This window comes from Pontibacter actiniarum (genome assembly GCF_003585765.1).
GTDB lineage: Bacteria > Bacteroidota > Bacteroidia > Cytophagales > Hymenobacteraceae > Pontibacter > Pontibacter actiniarum.
This window is the reverse complement of the sequence record NZ_CP021235.1, coordinates 3,746,466-3,765,314: the sequence shown is the minus strand read 5'-3', so window position 1 is coordinate 3,765,314 and position 18,849 is coordinate 3,746,466. Positions and strand designations below refer to the sequence as shown.

The 18,849-nt window shown below is 52.9% G+C and carries 18 protein-coding genes and 1 tRNA gene; 10 read left to right on the top strand and 9 right to left on the bottom strand.

The features are described 5' to 3' along the window. Positions 1-21: 21 nt before the first annotated feature. From CA264_RS16215 to CA264_RS16200, 4 genes are all read left to right on the top strand, one after another. Positions 22-645 (top strand): C40 family peptidase, encoded by a 624-nt coding sequence (locus CA264_RS16215; protein WP_025608439.1) that lies wholly within the window; start codon positions 22-24, stop codon positions 643-645. A gap of 190 nt (positions 646-835) precedes the next feature. After that, the gene (locus CA264_RS16210) at positions 836-1,384 is read left to right on the top strand and encodes a YkvA family protein (protein WP_036777278.1); all 549 of its coding nucleotides are present in this window, start codon (positions 836-838) and stop codon (positions 1,382-1,384) included. A 16-nt stretch (positions 1,385-1,400) separates the two neighbouring features. Then, positions 1,401-1,727 (top strand): hypothetical protein, encoded by a 327-nt coding sequence (locus CA264_RS16205; protein WP_025608437.1) that lies wholly within the window; start codon positions 1,401-1,403, stop codon positions 1,725-1,727. Positions 1,728-1,983: 256 nt separating this feature from the next. Beyond that, on the top strand, positions 1,984-2,724 hold the full coding sequence (locus tag CA264_RS16200) for a M48 family metallopeptidase (protein WP_036777159.1): 741 nt from the start codon (positions 1,984-1,986) through the stop codon (positions 2,722-2,724). Between the two features lie 249 nt (positions 2,725-2,973). On the opposite strand, the gene CA264_RS16195 is transcribed toward CA264_RS16200, so the two are convergent. The 8 genes from CA264_RS16195 to CA264_RS16160 all read right to left on the bottom strand — a co-directional run bounded on the left by CA264_RS16195 (position 2,974) and on the right by CA264_RS16160 (position 12,739). Next, a complete protein-coding gene (locus CA264_RS16195) occupies positions 2,974-3,231 on the bottom strand; it encodes an acyl carrier protein (RefSeq protein ID WP_025608435.1) in 258 nt (85 codons plus the stop codon). A gap of 4 nt (positions 3,232-3,235) precedes the next feature. Further along, a complete protein-coding gene (locus CA264_RS16190) occupies positions 3,236-6,643 on the bottom strand; it encodes an efflux RND transporter permease subunit (protein WP_025608434.1) in 3,408 nt (1,135 codons plus the stop codon). An 18-nt stretch (positions 6,644-6,661) separates the two neighbouring features. Further along, positions 6,662-7,813, bottom strand: a complete 1,152-nt coding sequence (locus CA264_RS16185; RefSeq protein ID WP_025608433.1) for an efflux RND transporter periplasmic adaptor subunit — start codon at positions 7,811-7,813, stop codon at positions 6,662-6,664. 31 nt (positions 7,814-7,844) lie between these two features. After that, complete coding sequence (locus CA264_RS16180) at positions 7,845-9,191, bottom strand: TolC family protein (protein ID WP_025608432.1); 1,347 nt, start codon at positions 9,189-9,191, stop codon at positions 7,845-7,847. A gap of 28 nt (positions 9,192-9,219) precedes the next feature. Beyond that, positions 9,220-9,852: a TetR/AcrR family transcriptional regulator gene (locus CA264_RS16175; protein WP_025608431.1), complete on the bottom strand. Its 633-nt coding sequence runs from the start codon at positions 9,850-9,852 to the stop codon at positions 9,220-9,222. Between the two features lie 280 nt (positions 9,853-10,132). Then, positions 10,133-10,876 carry a LytR/AlgR family response regulator transcription factor gene (locus CA264_RS16170; protein ID WP_025608430.1) on the bottom strand — a complete coding sequence of 248 codons (744 nt, stop codon included), beginning with the start codon at positions 10,874-10,876 and terminating at the stop codon, positions 10,133-10,135. Next, the gene (locus tag CA264_RS16165; RefSeq protein ID WP_051364496.1) at positions 10,848-11,897 is read right to left on the bottom strand and encodes a sensor histidine kinase; all 1,050 of its coding nucleotides are present in this window, start codon (positions 11,895-11,897) and stop codon (positions 10,848-10,850) included. Before CA264_RS16165 ends, CA264_RS16170 begins: the two co-directional genes overlap by 29 nt. Positions 11,898-11,911: 14 nt before the next feature. Further along, positions 11,912-12,739: a LiaF transmembrane domain-containing protein gene (locus CA264_RS16160; protein WP_025608428.1), complete on the bottom strand. Its 828-nt coding sequence runs from the start codon at positions 12,737-12,739 to the stop codon at positions 11,912-11,914. 1,085 nt (positions 12,740-13,824) lie between these two features. On the opposite strand from CA264_RS16160, the gene pheS reads away from it, so the two are divergent. The 6 genes from pheS to CA264_RS16130 all read left to right on the top strand — a co-directional run bounded on the left by pheS (position 13,825) and on the right by CA264_RS16130 (position 18,325). Beyond that, the gene (gene pheS, locus CA264_RS16155) at positions 13,825-14,850 is read left to right on the top strand and encodes a phenylalanine--tRNA ligase subunit alpha (protein WP_025608427.1); all 1,026 of its coding nucleotides are present in this window, start codon (positions 13,825-13,827) and stop codon (positions 14,848-14,850) included. A 118-nt stretch (positions 14,851-14,968) separates the two neighbouring features. Next, positions 14,969-15,829, top strand: coding sequence for a 3-hydroxyacyl-CoA dehydrogenase family protein (locus CA264_RS16150; protein WP_025608426.1), 861 nt, complete (start codon positions 14,969-14,971; stop codon positions 15,827-15,829). Next, complete coding sequence (locus CA264_RS16145; protein ID WP_025608425.1) at positions 15,819-16,241, top strand: Rieske (2Fe-2S) protein; 423 nt, start codon at positions 15,819-15,821, stop codon at positions 16,239-16,241. The genes CA264_RS16150 and CA264_RS16145 overlap by 11 nt, the downstream gene beginning before the upstream one ends. A gap of 132 nt (positions 16,242-16,373) precedes the next feature. Then, positions 16,374-16,447 (top strand) — tRNA-Asn (locus CA264_RS16140). A 448-nt stretch (positions 16,448-16,895) separates the two neighbouring features. After that, positions 16,896-17,897: a hypothetical protein gene (locus CA264_RS16135; protein WP_025608424.1), complete on the top strand. Its 1,002-nt coding sequence runs from the start codon at positions 16,896-16,898 to the stop codon at positions 17,895-17,897. Continuing rightward, the gene (locus CA264_RS16130; protein WP_025608423.1) at positions 17,897-18,325 is read left to right on the top strand and encodes a type II toxin-antitoxin system death-on-curing family toxin; all 429 of its coding nucleotides are present in this window, start codon (positions 17,897-17,899) and stop codon (positions 18,323-18,325) included. Before CA264_RS16135 ends, CA264_RS16130 begins: the two co-directional genes overlap by 1 nt. 119 nt (positions 18,326-18,444) lie before the next feature. On the opposite strand, the gene CA264_RS16125 is transcribed toward CA264_RS16130, so the two are convergent. Next, positions 18,445-18,792 carry a hypothetical protein gene (locus CA264_RS16125; RefSeq protein ID WP_162912091.1) on the bottom strand — a complete coding sequence of 116 codons (348 nt, stop codon included), beginning with the start codon at positions 18,790-18,792 and terminating at the stop codon, positions 18,445-18,447. Positions 18,793-18,849 lie beyond the last annotated feature (57 nt).

Below are 18,849 nucleotides of genomic sequence, written 5' to 3'. Positions count from 1 at the left end.
GGCCCTAAACATGCTAAACCAATGAAAAAATCAATCATACTAAGCGTGCTCGCGGTACTTTCGCTGGCGCTGTCATACTTCTACGAAGTTACGCCTGCCCGGTCTGCCGCGGCGGCAGATGCTCCGCCATCCTTCGCTATTACTCCTTACGCGATAAACTCCCCGGAGGACATGGTGCGTGCCCTGGAAATGAACGAGCCGCTCGTAGATGAGGAGGCGCATGAGCAGTTTGAAGAGTACTACGTGCAAAAGCTGGGGATAAAGTTTAAGAACCCCGCCTACCGCGACCTGGTCGAGACGGCCTCTAAATGGCTCGGAACACCCTACCGCTATGGCAGCAGCTCCCGCCGCGGCACCGATTGCTCCGGCTTCGTCTCCAGCATTTACCGCGAGGTGTACGGCATCAAGCTTAACCGCAGTTCCCGCTCCATGTTTCAGAACGTCGCGCGCGTCCGCAAAGACAGCGTCCGCACCGGTGATCTCGTTTTCTTCCGCCGCAGTGCCAAAGGCCCCATTTTTCATGTGGGCATCTACCTCAAAAACAACAAGTTTATCCACTCGGCCACCAGCGGCGGGGTTATGGTGAGCTCACTGTCGGAGCCGTACTACCGCAACTATTACTACGCCGCCGGGCGCATTAATTAGGCCCGCGAGGCGTACCTGCTGGAAGCCCTGTGGCATTAGCCGCAGGGCTTTTTGTTTGCCCGGCCCAGAACAATTTTAAAGAGAGCAAGTATAGGAAGGTTACCGATTGTTTAAGCAAATTGCACCCGGTTTGGCAAAAGCCGGAGGCTGTGCCATTACGAACACAATAAGTAGAAGCACGTACATAATTATGGATAACAAAAGAGCAGAGGGCAAAAACGTTGCACAGAGCGCCATCTTCAAAAAGATACTGGAGAAAGCAGAGGCTTACCTGAAGCACCCTTCGCAGGTGGCAAAGCTGGTAAGCGATGCGCTGAAGAAGGCCACCGCTAAAAAAGGCGTGGGTGCCCTGGCCGGGGAAGTGTGGGAGAGCCTGCAGTTGCTGTCGCGCATGATAAAGGCAGCCAGCACCGGGGAGTACAAGGGTATTCCGACTCCTACGGTGGTAGGTGGCATAGCCGTGCTGATCTACTTTCTGATGCCGATTGACGTGATCCCGGACGTGATTCCGGTGATAGGCCTGCTGGACGACGCCAGCCTGCTTGCCTGGTTCATGACAAGTATAAAGTCTGAGCTGGACAGGTTTAAGGAGTGGGAAGCAAGCCGGCCTATAAGGGTGGCTCCGCAGGAGGCGCAGCAAGGCAACGAAACCCATACCTCCGATACCTCTTTTGGAACTCCGAAGTATAGCGACCGCACAGCCGGCGATATACAGGTAGACACTAAAAAAGACATTTAACTAAAACCAGAACATCATGAAAACAAATAAAAAAGATTGGGAAAAAACAGCACAAGACGCCAAAGGAGACCTTAAAACAGGCCGCATTCCGGATAAGCACACTGGTGAGCAGTACCGCAACGTGAGCGATAAAAACCGCAACGACCCGAACCCGGTGGAGGGCGAGCCGAAGCAGGGGCAAAACGATCCGAAGGCGAAGCACTCCTCGCAGGGCCACAGCACGGATGCAAAGGGCGCAGCGACGAACACCCGCGAAGAGACGATGCGCTCCGCCACCACCGATAGCAGCCGACAGTCTAAGAAGAACACGGACGAGGGCCCAACCGGCGGCAACGTGCGCTAACTTAACCTATTTAAAGCAAAAGCAGTGGCAGGCTATTCTATGGCCTGCCGCTGCTTTTTTGTACTTTAGCGGACTTAAGCCCGTGCGCCAGAAGCAGCGGAACTGCCTGATATTCTGAATTTATTGGCTAAAATATAGTACAATACAAATGTTTTAATTTTGTTTGAAACTCACAAAAGCTTCATCATCAGGCTTTTTTTAATGAAATTAATACCTATCTTTGGCGAGATGATTTTGTACTTTAACCTTTAGCCAAGTGTCTTCATCATTCTTACGTCTTACGTCCGTCAACCTTCACATCGATGGAATCGGTAAAGTGCTGTTTGAGCGAAGCGACAAAGCCAAGCGCCTGAGTATCAGTGTGCGCCCCTTAAAGGGTGTACGGGTGGCAGTGCCGCCGCACATTAGCTTTGAGAAAGCCGAGCAGCTTATTTACACCAAAGCCAGCTGGATCAGAGAGCACCAGGCGCGCATGCAGCAGCAGGAGCAGCAGGTAACCGTTTACGACCACAACAGTGAGTTTAAAACGAAGCACCACACCCTGCGCCTGCTAACCCACGCCCGCTATGACATGCGCTGTGTAATTCAGGAAGGCCACATTAACGTGTTCTACCCCGCCTTTAAAGAGGTGAATGACCCGGATGTGCAGAAGTTTATCCGCAAGTCTATTGAGGAGGCTTACCGCAAAGAGGCCAAGCAGTACCTGCCGCAGCGGGTGCAGTACTTTGCCGAAAAGTTCGGGTTTGAGTACCAGGGCGTCTTTATTAAGAACGCCAAAAGCCGGTGGGGCAGCTGCTCCCACACCAACAACATTAACCTGAACCTGCACCTGATGCGCCTGCCCGATGCCCTCTGCGACTATGTGATCCTGCATGAGCTGGCGCACACAGTGGAAAAGAACCACGGGCCGCACTTCTGGGCACTGCTCGACAGTGTCTGCGGAAACGCAAAAGGCCTGGATAAAAAACTGAAGGCGTACAGAATCTCCATTTTTTAAGAACAGCCTATCGCTACACTTTACTATCCTGATTTATACTTCCTGCCTGATTACAAACTTGCCCTGGCTTTGGCTGGTGCACCGGTATAACCGCGCTGTTTGTGTAAATGGCGCAAAAGAGCAAAAGCGATGCGGCAAGCCGTGCCGCTTTTTGTTTTAAGGCGGGTGCAGCAAGGGAGGCACAAGAAGCCATAAAAAAGCCCTGAAGCTGTGGCTCCAGGGCTTTGAGTTTTTAATGTAGTGTTTCTTCTAGCTGGCTTTCCTGATCGTGTGGGTCGCCACAAAGTCTACGAAGTCGCCAACGGTGTCGATGGGCACCTCATCCGGAATCGTGATCTGGAAGTTTCTCTCCAGCTCCAGAATGATATCCACCAGGTCCACGGTGTCGAAGCCAAAGTCCTGGAACAGGCGCTTGCTGGTCTGCAGGCGGTCTGGCTTTATCTCCTTGGTCTTGCTAATGATGCGGATAACCTCGCGCTCAATAGCATTGTCTGTTGTAATAAGCATAATATTAAAGTGTGTATTCTCTAACTTTACCATTCACGCGCTGCTCCTGCAGTCTCATTTCTCCGCGCTTTTTCTTTCCGACTAATTTATCTTTCAGCTTTTCGTTAAGCAGGTACATCACCGGCACAACCAAAAGCGTTACAATTGTAGCAAAGCCCAAACCAAAAATAATAGTCCAGGCCAGAGGCCCCCAGAAGGCCACGCTGTCGCCGCCCAGGAAGAAACCCGCCTCAAACTCCGTAAACAAAGTATAGAAGTTAAGGTTTAGGCCGATCGCCAGCGGAATCAGGCCCAAAATGGTGGCCGTGGCCGTCAGCAACACGGGGTTCAGGCGCGTCTTGCCGGCCTCCACAATTGCCTCCCGCAGCTCCTTGCCTTCCCCTAAAAGGATGTCCGTAAACTCCACAATCAGGATGCCGTTCTTTACCACGATACCGGCCAGCGCCACAACCCCCACACCCGTCATCACAACAGACATATCCATGCCGAAGATTGTGAAGCCCAAAAGTACGCCAATAATGGAGAACAGCACCTCCGAAAGAATGATGAACGGCTTGGAGATGGAGTTAAACTGCGTCACCAGAATCAAAAAGATGATGCAGAATGCCGCCACCAGCGCCACCAGCAGGAAGTTGGCCGTTTCCTCCTGCTCTTCCTGCTGGCCTCCCATACCGATTTCATAGCCTTCCGGCGTGTCAAAGTTCTGCAGCGCCTCCTCTATCTGCTGCACCACCTCGTTGGCGTTGTAGCCGTCCAGCACGTTCGACTCCAGCGTTACCACGCGCTTTAGGTTCTTGCGCTTGATGCCCCCGTAGGTGGTCGAGTAATCGATCGTGGCCACCGAGGAGAGCGGAATCTGGCGAACCAGGCCCGAGTTCATGTCACGGTAGGTGATGCGCATGTCCAGCAGCGCGTCGATGTTATCGCGGTACGGCTCGGCGTAGCGCACCTGAATCGGGTACTCCTCCTCATCCAGCTTAAACTTAGAGGCTTCCCTGCCGAAGATCGCCGTGCGTACCTCCTGGCCAATCTGGCCCGTGCTGATTCCCTCGCGGTTAGCGCGCTCGCGGTCAATGTTGAGCACGATCTCGGGCTTGCTGTCCTCCAGGTCGGAGCGCAGTTCCTCTATCCCTTCAATCCCCTGCTGGTCTATGTACTGCTCCACTTGCTTGGACAGGGCTATCAGGCCCTTAAAGTCCTCGCCGGCCACCTCCACCGAGATGGGCTTGCCAACCGGAGGGCCGCTTTGCTCCTTGTCCACTGTGATGTCTGCGCCGGGAATTCCCCTCACCGCCCCGCGTATGTCCGTGAGGTATTCGCTCGTCGATTTCTCTCCTTTTCGGTCTTTATACTCAACAAAGGCAACGGTAACCTTCCCTTTGTGAGATTGTGCTGTCTGGGAGCGGTCGTTTTCGTCTCCGGCCCCGATGGCCACGTTAGAGATCACAGACTCCACATCCGGGTTATCCTGCCCAATAACACTGTAGATGCGCCGCTCCACCACCTTGGTCACTGAGTCTGTAACGGCCTGGTCAGTACCGATGGGCATGTTGATGTAGGTGTACACAAAATTTGGCTGCCCGCTGGGGAAGAACTCCACCTTCGGCGGCCAGATGGCGGTAAGGGCAACAGAGAAGATCAGCAGGCCGACAATGCCCACAAATACGGCGATTGGCCGCCTGCCCACCAGCATCCAGCGCAGCAGGGCTTCGTAGCCGGCCATAAAGCGCGGCAGCATCCGGTTCTGGAACTTATCGATCAGGCCCGCCAGAACGTACTTGTTGAGCAGCACCAGCAAGATAGCAAGCATGACCAGGTTAGCCGTACCGTACCAGCCAGCGATGTAGCCCACCACCGCCACCGCAAAGCCAATGCCCAGCAGTATCCAGAAAACCTTGCGGGAGCGGGGCGACGCCTCCTGCTCTCCGTGCTTCTGCATAAAAGAGACGGCAAACACCGGGTTGATAATAAAGGCCACGAGCAGCGACGAAACCAGGGTTACGATCAGCGTGATAGGCAAAAAGAACATAAACTTGCCCACCACGCCCGGCCAGAAAGCCAGCGGCAGGAAAGGTGCTACGGTGGTAAGCGTACCGGCCAGCACGGGCACGAAAACCTCGCCAGCCGCCGCTTTCGCCGATTGCACCACGCTCATGCTGGTGGTGTGGTAAATGCGGTGCGTGTTCTCGATCACCACAATGGCGTCGTCTACCACTATCCCGAGGGCAAGCAGGAAGGAGAAGAGCACGATCATGTTCAGGGAGAAGCCAAAGGTTGGCATCAGGATGAAGGCCAGGAACATGGAGATGGGCACCGACAGGCCTACGAAAATAGCGTTGGTGGTGCCCATGAAGAACATCAGGATCAGGGTAACCAGCACAAACCCGATGATGATCGTGTTGATCAGGTCGTTGAGGGTGTGGCGCGTCTGTTTCGACTGGTCGCCGGTGATGGTGATGTTCAGGTCGCTTGGCAGCGTGGCCCCCTGCATCTCCTCAATCGTTTCGCGGATCTGGTCAGAGGCCTCGATCAGGTTCTCGCCGCTTCGCTTGATGACGTTGAGGGTAATAACCGGCTGGTTGCCCAGGCGCGCATAGCTCTCCTGCTCCTCAAAGCCTTCTTTTACCTCGGCAATGTCGCGCAGCTTTATGTTGGCGCCTGCCACGGAATTCAGCACAATGTCGCCGATCTTTTCAGGGTCGGCGTACTGGCCCACCACGCGCACCGAGCGCTTGGCCTCGCCCACGGTTATGTTGCCGCCCGACACCGTTACGTTCTCACGCGCAATAGCATTGGCGATATCTGTGAACGTTACCTGGGCAGCCTGCATTTTGTAGAGGTCCACGTTTACCTGCACCTCTTTATCCAGCGCCCCCACCATGTCTACGCGGGTAATTTCGGGGAAGGCCTCAAAGCGGTCCTGCAGTTCTTCGGCGTAGTCCTTTAGCTGGTCCAGGCTGTAGTTGCCTGCCACGTTCACGTACATGATCGGGATTTCGGAGAAGTTCACCTCCTGCACGTTCGGCTCCTGGTCCAGGTCGGTTGGCAGGTCTGTACGGGCCTTGTCCACGGCGTCTTTCACCTGCTGCTTGGCCTCGGCCACCTCCACATCGGTCTCAAACTCGACCGTAATCATGGAGAAGTCCTGCACGGAGTTGGAGGTGACCTCTTTTACCCCGTTGATGGCCTTTATCTCCTTCTCGATAGGCCGCGTCACCAGGTTTTCCATGTCGGAGGGGGAGGTGCCGGGGTAAATGGTGCTCACAAACACCGTCGGTATCACAATGTCCGGGAAGTTCTCTTTTTGTAGGTTGATATAGGAGAAGATACCTGCCAGCGTGATAATTATGGTGATGATGTAGATACTGGTCTTATTATCGATCGACCAACTGGTTGGCTTGAACTGTTTCATAGTTTTATCGCTTTAAGGCTACTGCTGGGTCAGGCTCGTCTCGGCAAATACCACTGGCTGCCCCTCGTTTACACTCTGGTAGCCCGCCGTAATCACTTTGTCGCTGGCCGACAGCCCGCTCAGCACCTCCACGTTTCCGCCGTAGCTCACGCCTGTCTCTACCTCCTTGCGCGTAGCTACGTACTGGTTGCCGACTTTCCGGGCTACGTACACATACTCCGTCTTCTCATCTTTCTGCACCAGGTTTACCGGCAGTACAATGGTGCCTTCGTTTTTGTAGTCCTGGATGCGTACCACGGCCACCATGTTAGGGCGCAGCGTGATTTCCCTGGAGTCTTTCGGGCGCAGTTCCACGGTAAAGGTGCGGCTGGTCGGGTCAATGGAGTTGCTCACCACATCCACCGTCGTTTCTATCTCCTTGTTCAGGTCAGGGAAGAAGACCACCGCCTGGTCGCCTTTGTTGATTTTGGCCTGGTAGGCTTCCGACACCTCGGCCACAATTTTGCCGCCCTGCAGGTTTACCACACGGATAACCCCCATGCCTGGCGCCACCGCCTCTCCGGCATTCGGCACTACTTCGTCTACCACGCCGCTGATCGGCGCTTTAATGTTATACTGGTCCCGCTGCCGTTGCAGGCCGGCCAGGCTGCGCTCCAGTGCCTCTTTGTTGTTCTTTGCCGTGAGGTACTGCATTTCCGTGCCGATCTTCTGGTCCCATAGGTTCTGCTGCTTTTCGTAGGCGATGCGGGCCAGGTCGAGGCGGGTGCGTACCTCCGCTATGTTCTGCTCCAGCACCTGCGCATCTATGGTGGCCATGGTCTGCCCCTTCGAAACACGGTCGCCGCGCTCTACGCGCATGCTCGTCAGCACACCCGGCACTTTGGGGCTTACCAGCACATCCTCGTTAAACTCCACCTTGCCCTGTACCTCCAGGTAATGGCGGAAGGTGCCCTGTTCCAGCGACGCCACCGACACCGGCACCGTCTTTTTCTGTGTGGCCACGGTTTTGCCTCCGGCCTTCAGTTCTGCCTCCAGCTCCGCGATCTGCTCCTGCAGGGCCGCCTCCTGTGCTTTTAACTCCTTTAGCTGCTCTTCCTTGGTGCTGTCGCCGTTGCAAGCTGCCAGGCCCAGTAGCACGGCCATGGATGAGGTTCCTATAATGCGCTTCATGTTTTTTTCAGTAGATCGTTTTTCAGTAGTTTTATTTTGTCAGTAGGGTTCCGGTGGCTTTCTCCAGGTTTACCTTGGCTATCAGGGCATCGTATATGGCGGCGTAATAGTTGGTTTGGGCCTCGCGCAGGTCTGTTTCGGCACTCACCACCTCCAGGTTCGTGCCTACGCCTTCCTGAAACTTGATTTTGGCGACCCGGGCAATCTCGTTTGCCAACTCCAGGCTTTCCTGCTGCGCCTCCAGCACATCCAGGGCGTTGGTCAGCTCTGTGGAGGCCTGCTCCAGCTCCAGGTCTATACTTTGGCGGAGCGTCTCAAAGCCGAGCTTCGTGTTGTCCAGCGCTATTTTGGTCTGCTGTATCTGGTAGTGCTTGCGCAGGCCGTCGAAGATCGGCACCTGCAGCTGCGCGCCCACATAGCCGAACTCCAGGTAATTGCTCAGGTTCGAAATATTGCTAAAGGCGTTGCCGGCGGCAAGGTAACCGTAGCGGGCGTTGAGCAGCAGCTTGGGCAGGTAGCCCGACTTTCGGTTGCGCAGGTCCAGCTCGGCCAGGTCGCGCTGCGTCTCCAGAATGGAATACTCAATGCGGTTGCTGTACTCAAAGCTCTGCGGGTAAAGCCGGCCCATGTCAATGTCCACTTCCGCCAGCTCGTCTGTGAGCAGCACCGGCTGCGCCTGGGGCAGGCCCATCTGGAACTTGAGCAGGTTCTCGCTCAGCTCCATCAGGCGCTGCGTTTTCTGCAACTCCACCTTCAGGTTGTTCAGCTGCACGCGCAGGCGGTCCACATCCAGTTTCTCGGCCACGCCGTTCTCGAACATCACCTGCGTTTGTTTCAGCAGCGTGTCGAGGCGCACCAGGTTCTGGTTCAGCAGCTCCATCCGCTCCCCGTTCACCAGCACACCGTAGTAGGCTTTGCTGACCTGCTCGGCCACCTCTATCTCGCTTTGCGCGGTGTTCTTGCGGGAAAGGTCGGTGTAGGTTTTGGCCGCCTTCAGCCCGATCAGGTAAGAGCCGTCGAAGAGCAGCTGGCTTCCGGTGACAGTGGCGTTACTGGTGTAGGCCGGCGTGAAGGTTACCGGTATGAAGGCGTTTGGATCCGCGTTCTCATCAGCAATGATGGCCGGGATAAAGCTCTGCTGCTGCACAAAGTTGTTCCCCGCGTCCACGGTCCCATTTATTTGCGGCAGGCCGGTGGCGCGTATCTCTCCCACACGCGCCTTGGCGATTCTCTCCTCGTTGCGCGTGGCCTGCAGGCTGGCGCGGTGCTGCAGGGCGTACTTTATACTTTCCTGCAGGCCCAGCGGCATTGGCTCCTGGGCATAGCTCTTGCCCAACAGCGCAAGTACGGCTATTAGCAGGCTGATCTGTTTTCTCATAGTTTTATCGGTTGGTAGTAGGTAGTGGTTATTCTTCTTCGGTGATCTGCTTGTACTCATTGATCAGCTTATGGCCTTTCAGGGTTGCCATGCCCAGCATGTAGTGCTCCAGCACCGCCAGCTGCACTTGTTTGATCTCGTACTCGTGCGGCGGGAACACCTCTGCATTGAACGGCAGCTCCAGGATAGCCAGGCGCATGCGGGCCATGATGTCCACGTTCAGGTCTTTCCGGTAAAGCCCTTCCCGCATGCCCCTGATGATGTTGGCCTTCACCTTCTGCAGCATAAAGCTGTTTTTATGCTGCAGCCACAGTTGCCAGCTGTCGTGGTGGTATTTCTGCAGGTCGTGGAAAATGGACGGGTGAGTCTGTGAGAATACCTGCTTCGTGAGGGCCATAACCTGGAAAAGCTCATCAATGGCATTCTGCGCCTGCTCAATGTAGCCCTCACAATCGTGCTGCACACAGCACAGGTAGTCGGCCGTGGCCTCGTACACCACCTCATCCTTGTTCTTAAACCACTTGTAGAGGGTCTTTTTAGACATCGCCAGGTGCTGGGCAATGTCGTCCATCGACACGCTTTTGATGCCGCGCTGGCAGAACATGCTGAATGCCGCCCGCTTAATCTTTTCTTTGAGATCTGTTCTTTCTGCTGTTTCCATACCGCTAATTGGGGGTAAAACTATGGAAACATTTTTCATATCAAAAGTTTCCGAGGCTCTCTTTAGTTAACACAGGGTGCTCTTAAATGTTTGTTTATGAGTAAAATACAAGTGTTTGCAAAGCGTGCGCTGGCGTTTGCAGCTTGGCGGGGGCTGTGTGTTTTTGACGAACGGCCGTAAAGTACAGATGAACGGGCCGTGTAAGCCCAGCAACAACAGGTTGCTTCCCAACGCGTGCCGCTAAGCCGGGGCGGCCAGATTTATATCCGAAAAAAAATTATCAGATGCCCAGTACAGCGCGCAGTTTCGTATAGCCGCTCCGGCTCAGGGGCACGCGTACCCCGTTCTTCAGCAGCGCCACATGGCTGTCTTTTTCCAGAGGTTCTATGCGGGTGAGTTGGGAGAGGGGGATGATGTAGGAGCGGTGCACGCGCACAAACTGCTTCGGGTCCAGCACGCGCTCGTAGTAGCCCATGGTTTTCTTCTTCAGGAAGAGGCCTTCCGTGGTATGCACTTTCACGTAGTCGTCGTAGGCCTCCAGGTACAAGACGTCCTTCACCGGGATAATGCGGATATCGTTGGCCGCCTTCACCACTATGCGCAGCTGCTCTTCCGGCTGCTTTGCAGGAACGTTGCCCAAGCTGGCCGCCTTGTTCTCCGTGGCGTTTATACTTTGCTTCTCCAGCCATTTTTTCACAGCGGCGTCAAAGCGCTCCTGACTAAAGGGCTTGAGCAGGTAGTCCACTGCGTTGGTCTCAAAGGCCTTGAGGGCATACTCGTCGAAGGCGGTGGTGAAGATAACCCCCGGCGCCTGCTCTACCAGCTCCAGCATCTCAAAGCCGTTGATCTTAGGCATCTGGATGTCGAGGAAGACCAGGTCGGGCTGGTGCTGCATAATGGCTTTTACGCCTTCGAAGCCGTCGCCGCACTCCTGCACTACCTCCAGGCCGGGGTGCTTTTGGAGGTATTCGGCAACAATGCTGCGGGCCAGGGGCTCATCGTCTATGATCAGGCACTTCATCATTTTTCTGCGGGATTTGAATGGTGGTGATAAACTGGTTCTCCTCCTGCCGGGTTTGCAGCAGGTCCTGCCGGGCGTAGAGCAGGTAAAGGCGGCGCTGCACTGAGCTCAGGCCGAAGCCGGTGCCCTGCTGCGGCCGTGCGGTGGCGGGGTCGTAAGGGTTTTGCACCTGCAGCAGCAGGTGGTGGTCCTGTGCGGTGGCTTTTATACTTATTACGGTATCGCCGATGGTGTCGTAGAGGCCAAACTTGATGGCGTTCTCCACCACCGGTTGCAGCAGCAGGGCCGGCAGGTGCATGTTCATTGTTTCATTTTGTACTTCAATGGCAGTTTGCAGGCGGTGCCCGAAGCGCACCTTCTCTATCTCCAGGTACAGCTCCAGGTGCTGCAGCTCATCCGTCAGACTTACTTGCTGCTGGTTGTCTTTGCGCAGGGTGCCGCGCAGGAAGTCGGAGAGCTGCTGTATCATTTTGCGGGCCTGCTCCGGCTTTGCCCCCACCAGCGCGCTGATGGAGTTGAGGCTGTTAAACAGAAAGTGCGGTTGCAGCTGCTGGCGCAGGGTGTGCAGCTCGGCTTCGCGGGCCAGCTTTTCGGCGGCGGCACGGCGCTGCTCGTCCTGCTGGCGCTCCAAGGTATAAAACCAGAACCAGCTTAGCAGCAGTAGCAGCAGCACCATCAGCCAGGTAAACAGGAAGCGCACGGCCAGGGTGGCGTCCACAAAATCGAGGTACACCACATCGCCCCGGAAGGCCCTTGTGGTAACCCAGTAGAACACCATGGTGCTGAGTACCGCCAGCCCCAGGCTCCAGCCCACCAGGTGCGCCGCCTCGCGTATGTTTGGCTGGTAGTAGCGCAGGCCCGTGCCCATGGCGTAGCCCCCGACCGTCAGCAGCAGGTTGGTGAGCAGGGCGTCGCTCACGGCCACCCGCGCACTAAAGCCTACCGACCACAGCAGTGCGGTTTGCACCACCGCCCACAGCAGCGCCCACGCCAGGTAAATCATTATCACTCGGACCTGCGACATGCGCTTCTGTGCGTTTAGTAGCTCTTGATGTTCAGCCCGCCAAAGAGGGTTGTGCCTTTGAGGACCAGTACCTTGTTCGGATCGTAGCCGCCGGGCATCACCGGCCGCTTATCATCGATGCCGCCTAGTATGGCCACCATCTCAGACTTTATCTGCCAGTGCGGCGGGATAATAAGGGTGGTGCCGCCAAAGATCTGGGTTGCCTCCAGCACGGCCGGCTGCTGCATATCGGCCTGGCTCAGGTTAAGCTCGGTGCCGCCGAACACGCTTACGACCTCACCTCCCTTAAAACTTTTGGAGATAATGTTTTTCTTGATCCCTCCCAGGATAGCGGTTGCGTCTACTATATCTTCAGAGGAATAGGTGTTGTCGTGGAAGGTGCCTGTTCCGGGCTCGTTTTCGCTGTTTCCGTAGCTGTCCGCCGCTGGCCCGGGCTCGGCGGGGCCAGCGTTCCCGACCCGGCGAAAGTGCCTGGGGTAGCGGCTCCGCGGCTTCAGCATTACCCAGAGCCCAATGCCGATCAGCAGGATGGGCCAGAAATAGATGCGGAGGTTAAAGCCGGCCACCAGGTCGTTTATCAAAAACACGGTGCCGATCAGCACGAGCACGAGCCAGCCGGACTTGCGGAAGTTGTGGCGAAAGCCAATAAACAGCCCCAGCACGATCAGGAACATCTGCCAGGAGAAGACCCAGTAGGGAAGAAAGAAGATGTTGAGCTTGGAGGCAAGTATGAGTACGCCAACGGCTATGAGCAGTAAGCCTGCCATTACTTTGCCGCCGGTGCTGTGGCGCGGGTTCTGCCAGTTATCGCCGTAGTTGGGGTGTCGGTTTCCGTTTTCCATAGTTCCTTTGTTTAAGTATCTGATATAAAGGTACTGTAATCAGCCCTGCGCGTCCACAGGCAATAGGCAGGCCCTTGAGAGAAGTCGGTAAGCTGCGGGTTTGTGTCGGTAAACTACAAAGTATATAGTGGTTCTGCAATTTACCGATAGAGCAGTAGTTAAAAGTAAGAAAGCTGTGCCTGTTCCTTATGTGGCATTCATGCTGGCGCAAGTCTTCAGACTTGTGTCCTACTATGTTGCAGTCATACTTCCAAAGTTCTTTTCTGGCGCGAGCGTCCGCTTGTGCCTCCAGTCGCCTCTGCTTATACTTTAACAATCCCGCTGGCGCGAGTTTTCCTCCTGCTGGCGCGAGTTTGCAACTCGTGTCTTACTATAGCGTCGAGTTTGTAACTCGACTGGCTTGCAAAGCCATACTTGCTTAGCGGCTGCTTACCCAAGGCTGAACTGTTTACTGCCCTGGCGCAAGCGTCCGCTTGTGCCGTTAGCTGCCACGGCTTTCTGCATCTCCACCCAAGCTGTTCTTTCTAGTTCCCGTTCACCCTGCAGCTCCCACACACCTATCGTTCCACTCTATACTTTAAAGCGCTCATGCCCGCGAGGGCCCGTCTTCCCGCATCGCGCTGGGAGCTTTTCCTGCCGGGGGTAGGGGCCCTCTTACTCGTGCCTCGGGCTGCCTCGCTCGCGCTCGTCACCGGAAAAACTCGCATAGGCGCTCAACGGAAAGACTGGATAAGTTTTCAATAGCCAACCTATCGTTACTTCTCCAAAACTTTGTGCGGACAGGTTGCGACCTGTCCGCACAATATCGCCCGCTGTGAAACTTGTACCTGTGCCTCAGCGTCAGCAGAATTCTCCTCATCCGAGAGGCAAGGGCCTCGACAAAGAGAACCGCCGTGATTCTTTTGCTTACTTTTCTCCTTGATGAGGAAAACAGGGCCCGCCGGTGAGGCGAAAAGCGATACCAGGCAACACCTGCGATCGAATAGATAAGAGTAAAGGCCCATACCCTCTCTCCCTATTTGCGTACCAACTCAGAATTACCTAACTAGAAGGCAGAACGCGCCAATTTATTATCTTTGCGTATTATGGTGGAGAACATACAACAAGTAGCACAAGAGATAGAAGCAGCACAATTGACCAACGCTGCCGAACTGGAACAATTCCGCATTGCCTATATTGGCCGCAAGGGCCGCATTGCCGACCTGTTTAACAACCTGAAAGAAGTAGCGCCGGAGCAGCGCCGTGAGGTAGGCCAGCAGCTGAACACGCTGAAGAACCGTGCCCAGGAGCGCTTTGACCAGGCGCAGGAGCAGCTGAGCAGCGCCGCTGATACAACGGGAGATACGGGTTTCGATTTCAGCCTGCCAACAGTGCCCAACACACTCGGCACGCGCCACCCGCTTTCGCTGGTGCGCCAGGAGATCGTACGCATTTTTGAGCGCATTGGCTTTAACGTAGCCGAAGGCCCGGAGATGGAGGATGACTGGCACAACTTCTCTGCCCTGAACTTCCCGGAGAATCACCCGGCCCGCGAAATGCAGGATACCTTCTTCCTCAGCGAAGACAAAGAGCACTTGCTCCGCACGCATACCTCCACGGTGCAGGTGCGCCTGATGGAGAACAACCAACCGCCGCTGCGCAGCATCATGCCGGGCCGCGTGTACCGCAACGAAGCTATTTCGGCACGTGCGCACATGGTGTTCCACCAGGTGGAGGGCCTGTACGTGAACAAAGGCGTTAGCTTCAAAGACCTGAAAGAAACCCTGTATTACTTTGCCAAGGAGATGTTTGGGCAGGATACACAGATCCGTTTCCGCCCGTCGTTCTTCCCGTTCACAGAGCCTAGCGCCGAAATAGACATTACCTGCTTTATCTGTAAGGGCGAAGGCTGTAACATCTGCAAAGGCAGCGGCTGGGTAGAGATTGGCGGCTCTGGCATGGTAGACCCTGCTGTGCTGCAAAGCTCAGGCATTGACCCGGAAGAATACTCTGGCTTCGCCTTCGGAATGGGCATTGAGCGCATCACGATGCTGAAGTACCAGATAAAGGACCTGCGCTTATTCACGGAGAACGATGTGCGCTTCCTGCGCCAGTTCGAAGGAGTGATTTAGGAATATTGAATGACTGCATAACTGAATTTAGAATAAACAGTTAACCGGATGAGTGAATGTTTTGCCGTACAAGTATAGCAGAGCATTCACTCTTCTTTTTTGATGAAAACCAAAAGCTATGACGTTAGAGGATATCAAGACCATAGGCGTAGTAGGTGCCGGCACAATGGGGCAGGGCATTGCGCAGATATGTGCGCAGGCAGGCTACAAAACCATCCTGTTCGACATCAACGCACAGGTGCTGGAAAAGGCGCAGCAGACAACCACTAAGAACCTGGACAAAGGCATTGCCCGTGGCAAGTTAACCCAGGCGGAGAAAGAAGCAGCCATCTCTAACCTAACCTACACCGGCGACACCCTGCAGCTAAGCTGCGACGTGATCGTTGAGGCCGTGGTGGAGCGCCTGGAGGTAAAGCAAAGCATCTTTCAGGAGCTGGCCAGCATCAATACACCGGATACCATTCTTGCCTCTAATACCTCTTCGATTCCAATTACCCAGATTGCCGCCTCCGTGCCTAACCCGGAGCGTGTGGTGGGGATGCATTTCTTTAACCCGGCTCACATCATGAAGCTGGTAGAGGTGATCTCCGGGGCCGCTACCGCCCCTGCAACGGCTCAGGTAATAAAAGACCTGGCCGAAAAGCTAGGCAAGACTGCTGTGATGGCGAAGGACTCGCCGGGCTTTATTGTGAACCGCGTGGCGCGCCATTTCTACGTGGAGGGCCTCAAACTGCTGGAGGAGGGCGTGGCCGATGTAGAAACCATCGATAAGCTGATGCAGGCCAGCGGCTTTAAGATGGGGCCTTTTGAACTCATGGACCTGATCGGTGTTGATACTAATTATTCTGTAACCACCTCCATGTTCGAGGCTTTCCATTATGATCCTAAATTCAGACCGAGCCGCATACAGCAGCAGAAAGTGGATGCCGGGCACCACGGCCGCAAAGCAGGCAAAGGCTTTTATACGTATGAGCAGTAGGCGCTGGCCTGTACTTGTTGGCTTGCTGGCTGTACTGGCCAGCGCCTGCAAAGACAGCAGCAGTAGCCCCATTATACCGCAGGTGCCCGTAAACGCGCAGCTGAACGTAAGCAGTCAGCTGTACCCGGACCTGCGCCAGGACGGCGGCTTTGCGTACCTGCAAGAGGGCTACAAAGGCATTATTGTGGTGCGCCAGAGCGCCAGCAGCTACTTTGCCTTTGAGCGAGCCTGCCCTTACGACCCCACGAACAGCTGTGCGCTGGAAGTGGACCCGTCGCGGCTTTTTATTGTGGACCCGTGCTGCGGCTCCCAGTTTAACCTGAAGGGGCAGGTAATCGGTGGGCCGGCGATTGTTGGCCTCCGGCAGTACAGAACATCGCTTGTTGCCTCTACGCTCTATATTTCTAATTAATTTTTTTCTTTGATTCCCAGTAAATTAGCTCCTGTGTTAAGTTTTTTTTAGGCCAGGGCTTGCGTAAGAAAGTTAACTGCCGTAATATTGCATCATCAAACGGCGGGAAAGTCGCCGGAGATATGTCGAGATTCCTCCTTAGCTCAGTCGGTTAGAGCACCTGACTGTTAATCAGGGGGTCCCTGGTTCGAGCCCAGGAGGGGGAGCTTTAAAATGAGCCACTTACGAGTAAAATCGTTAAGTGGCTTTTTTTATTTGCATACGATTTGCATACAAACATCAACTTTCACCCAGTTTATCATTAACAGTTCTCCTTAAGGTGGAACTACTCACCCTCCCTGCTAGTTCGCATCAAAGACCTTCACTTCAGCTTTAATCTATTAAGTTTACTTGCACAATGAACACTTTTGAAATAATTTAGGTCTTACGCAAAAAAGTTATCAACACCCAGCATTATACAGACAGTAAAGAGCTTATGCAAGCTATGTTGTGTAACCATTTGTAAATCAATGCCATATATTTATATATAGACATCATTCAAGAATTAAAAATTTACTTTTTTAAGGCATATAACTTATTGATAATAAGCAAATTAACACATGTTATCCTCATTAACAAGGAGAACATTGCAAGTTATCCACATTGTTTGCATATATGAAAGATTTAACAGTATCAGCAATTGATAGGCAAAATATTCTCAATAACCTAAGTGCAGTTGCAGACATTCAGGAGTATCTGGGAATCAGGGGAATGTTTTTCCAGGGCGAGTTTAGATTTACTAAGAATCAAGTAGTTGAATTCTATGAGGTTGATAGTTCAACTATTGAAAGATACCTCTCAAACAATGAAGATGAATTAAAGCACAATGGCTATGAAATCTTTAAGGGCAAAAAGCTACGAGAGCTAAAGGCTGAGTTTGGCTGGCTATTAGAAGACGGCGCAAAGGCTCCACAGTTAGGAATTTTTAATTTTAGAGCATTCCTAAACCTTGGCATGCTCCTAGCGGAAAGCGAAAAAGCAAAGGCTTTAAGGAGCGCTATTTTAAATATTGTTATTGATGGACTAAACAAGAAGTTAGGAGGATCAACCAAGTTTATAAACCAGCGCGACGAAGAGTTTTTAGTATCAATAGCACGAGAGCCGGTTTACAGAAAAGAGTTTACAAGTGCCCTTAATCTCTATTTAGATATGGGTGCATATAAATATGCTGTTTATACAGATGCAATTTATAAATCTATTTTCCATGAGAATGCCTCTGAATATAAAAAGATTTTGCAGTTAGAGGAAAAAGTAAATCCACGAGACACAATGTATGCTGAGGTCCTCAAGCTAATAGCCTCATTTGAAATTGGCATTGCAGACGCAATGAAGGAAAAGAGCGAAGAGATGGGAAGAAAGCTCACACCGGGTGAGCTGAATATCCTAATACAGAAGTTCTCAGAACGGCGGTTTTGGATACCACAGCTTGAAGACGCGCGAAGCAAAATGGCAAGTAGAGACTACGGGTTTCGTAATATAATTCATGATAGGCTAAAGCCATACATTAAATGCTTGACTCCAGACGATTATCAAAGGTTTTTAGGAGACAAAAGCAAGAGCTTGCAGGACAGAATAGATGAAAACATTGAAGTCTTTAAAAGACTAAAGGATAGATAATGGCATGCGCTTATTTTGATGTGGCACATGCCATTGAGGTGCACGACGAAATAATTAGGAAGTCAGGAGGAGCACTAGGTGTTCTTAATATTGGCCTTTTAGAGGCATCGTTAGAACACATCAAGCATGACCTCTACTATCCTGCAATAGAAGATAAGCTTACACATTTATTCTATTCGATAAATAAGAACCATAGCTTTAATGATGGCAACAAAAGAGCTTCTATTGCACTAGCTGCATATTTCCTAGAATTAAACGGCTTGGGCTTTTTAGTGCCCACCTTTATTAGTCGTATGGAGAATATAGCTGTATATGTTGCAGCCAATTATATATCAAAGGATTTACTGCATGCTATAATTACATCAATACTTTATGAGGAGGATTATAACGAAGAGTTGAAACTACGAATATATCATGCTTTGCTTTAAGCTACTGGCTGCATTGACGGCTATGCCATAGCCATGAGGAGCAAAAGAAGAATATACAAAAGGGAACCCTCTTGCGGTTCACCTTTTGTATATTCTGTTATCGTTCAAAAGCACGCTGCCTACCCCTCTCTATTTGGGCAACCTTCTAACGTGACGCGGTTCTGCCCTTCAGAAGCATTGGCAGCCTTTATGCGGCGTCCATCCATTACTCCTACAACTATAACTCCTAAACCAATACATAACGCGCCTGCAGTGAAAGCCATCTGCAGATTAAAGGCACTTTCAGACCGCACCCGCTCCCTATACTTGCCACTCAAATAGCTTTTGTACATTGCTTCTGTTATTTCCTGTTTACTAGCTTTAGGATGATGTAGATAATATTTAGCCTCGTTGGAGGCATATCCTGAAGCAATAGCAACTATGATTGCAAAGCCTATTACACATAATATTTTATTCGATAGTTTCATGTAAGCCATAATTTATATAAATATGCATATATAATAATAATATATCAAGGCTTCATG

Excerpts from the sequence above, each read along its gene's own strand:
- CA264_RS16215 (WP_025608439.1), top strand. The coding sequence starts at position 22 with ATGAAAAAATCAATCATACTAAGCGTGCTCGCGGTACTTTCGCTGGCG.
- CA264_RS16210 (WP_036777278.1), top strand. The coding sequence starts at position 836 with ATGGATAACAAAAGAGCAGAGGGCAAAAACGTTGCACAGAGCGCCATC.
- CA264_RS16205 (WP_025608437.1), top strand. The coding sequence starts at position 1,401 with ATGAAAACAAATAAAAAAGATTGGGAAAAAACAGCACAAGACGCCAAA.
- CA264_RS16195 (WP_025608435.1), bottom strand. The coding sequence starts at position 3,231 with ATGCTTATTACAACAGACAATGCTATTGAGCGCGAGGTTATCCGCATC.
- CA264_RS16190 (WP_025608434.1), bottom strand. The coding sequence starts at position 6,643 with ATGAAACAGTTCAAGCCAACCAGTTGGTCGATCGATAATAAGACCAGT.
- CA264_RS16185 (WP_025608433.1), bottom strand. The coding sequence starts at position 7,813 with ATGAAGCGCATTATAGGAACCTCATCCATGGCCGTGCTACTGGGCCTG.
- CA264_RS16180 (WP_025608432.1), bottom strand. The coding sequence starts at position 9,191 with ATGAGAAAACAGATCAGCCTGCTAATAGCCGTACTTGCGCTGTTGGGC.
- CA264_RS16175 (WP_025608431.1), bottom strand. The coding sequence starts at position 9,852 with ATGGAAACAGCAGAAAGAACAGATCTCAAAGAAAAGATTAAGCGGGCG.
- CA264_RS16170 (WP_025608430.1), bottom strand. The coding sequence starts at position 10,876 with ATGATGAAGTGCCTGATCATAGACGATGAGCCCCTGGCCCGCAGCATT.
- CA264_RS16165 (WP_051364496.1), bottom strand. The coding sequence starts at position 11,897 with ATGTCGCAGGTCCGAGTGATAATGATTTACCTGGCGTGGGCGCTGCTG.
- CA264_RS16160 (WP_025608428.1), bottom strand. The coding sequence starts at position 12,739 with ATGGAAAACGGAAACCGACACCCCAACTACGGCGATAACTGGCAGAAC.
- pheS (WP_025608427.1), top strand. The coding sequence starts at position 13,825 with ATGGTGGAGAACATACAACAAGTAGCACAAGAGATAGAAGCAGCACAA.
- CA264_RS16150 (WP_025608426.1), top strand. The coding sequence starts at position 14,969 with ATGACGTTAGAGGATATCAAGACCATAGGCGTAGTAGGTGCCGGCACA.
- CA264_RS16145 (WP_025608425.1), top strand. The coding sequence starts at position 15,819 with ATGAGCAGTAGGCGCTGGCCTGTACTTGTTGGCTTGCTGGCTGTACTG.
- CA264_RS16135 (WP_025608424.1), top strand. The coding sequence starts at position 16,896 with ATGAAAGATTTAACAGTATCAGCAATTGATAGGCAAAATATTCTCAAT.
- CA264_RS16130 (WP_025608423.1), top strand. The coding sequence starts at position 17,897 with ATGGCATGCGCTTATTTTGATGTGGCACATGCCATTGAGGTGCACGAC.
- CA264_RS16125 (WP_162912091.1), bottom strand. The coding sequence starts at position 18,792 with ATGAAACTATCGAATAAAATATTATGTGTAATAGGCTTTGCAATCATA.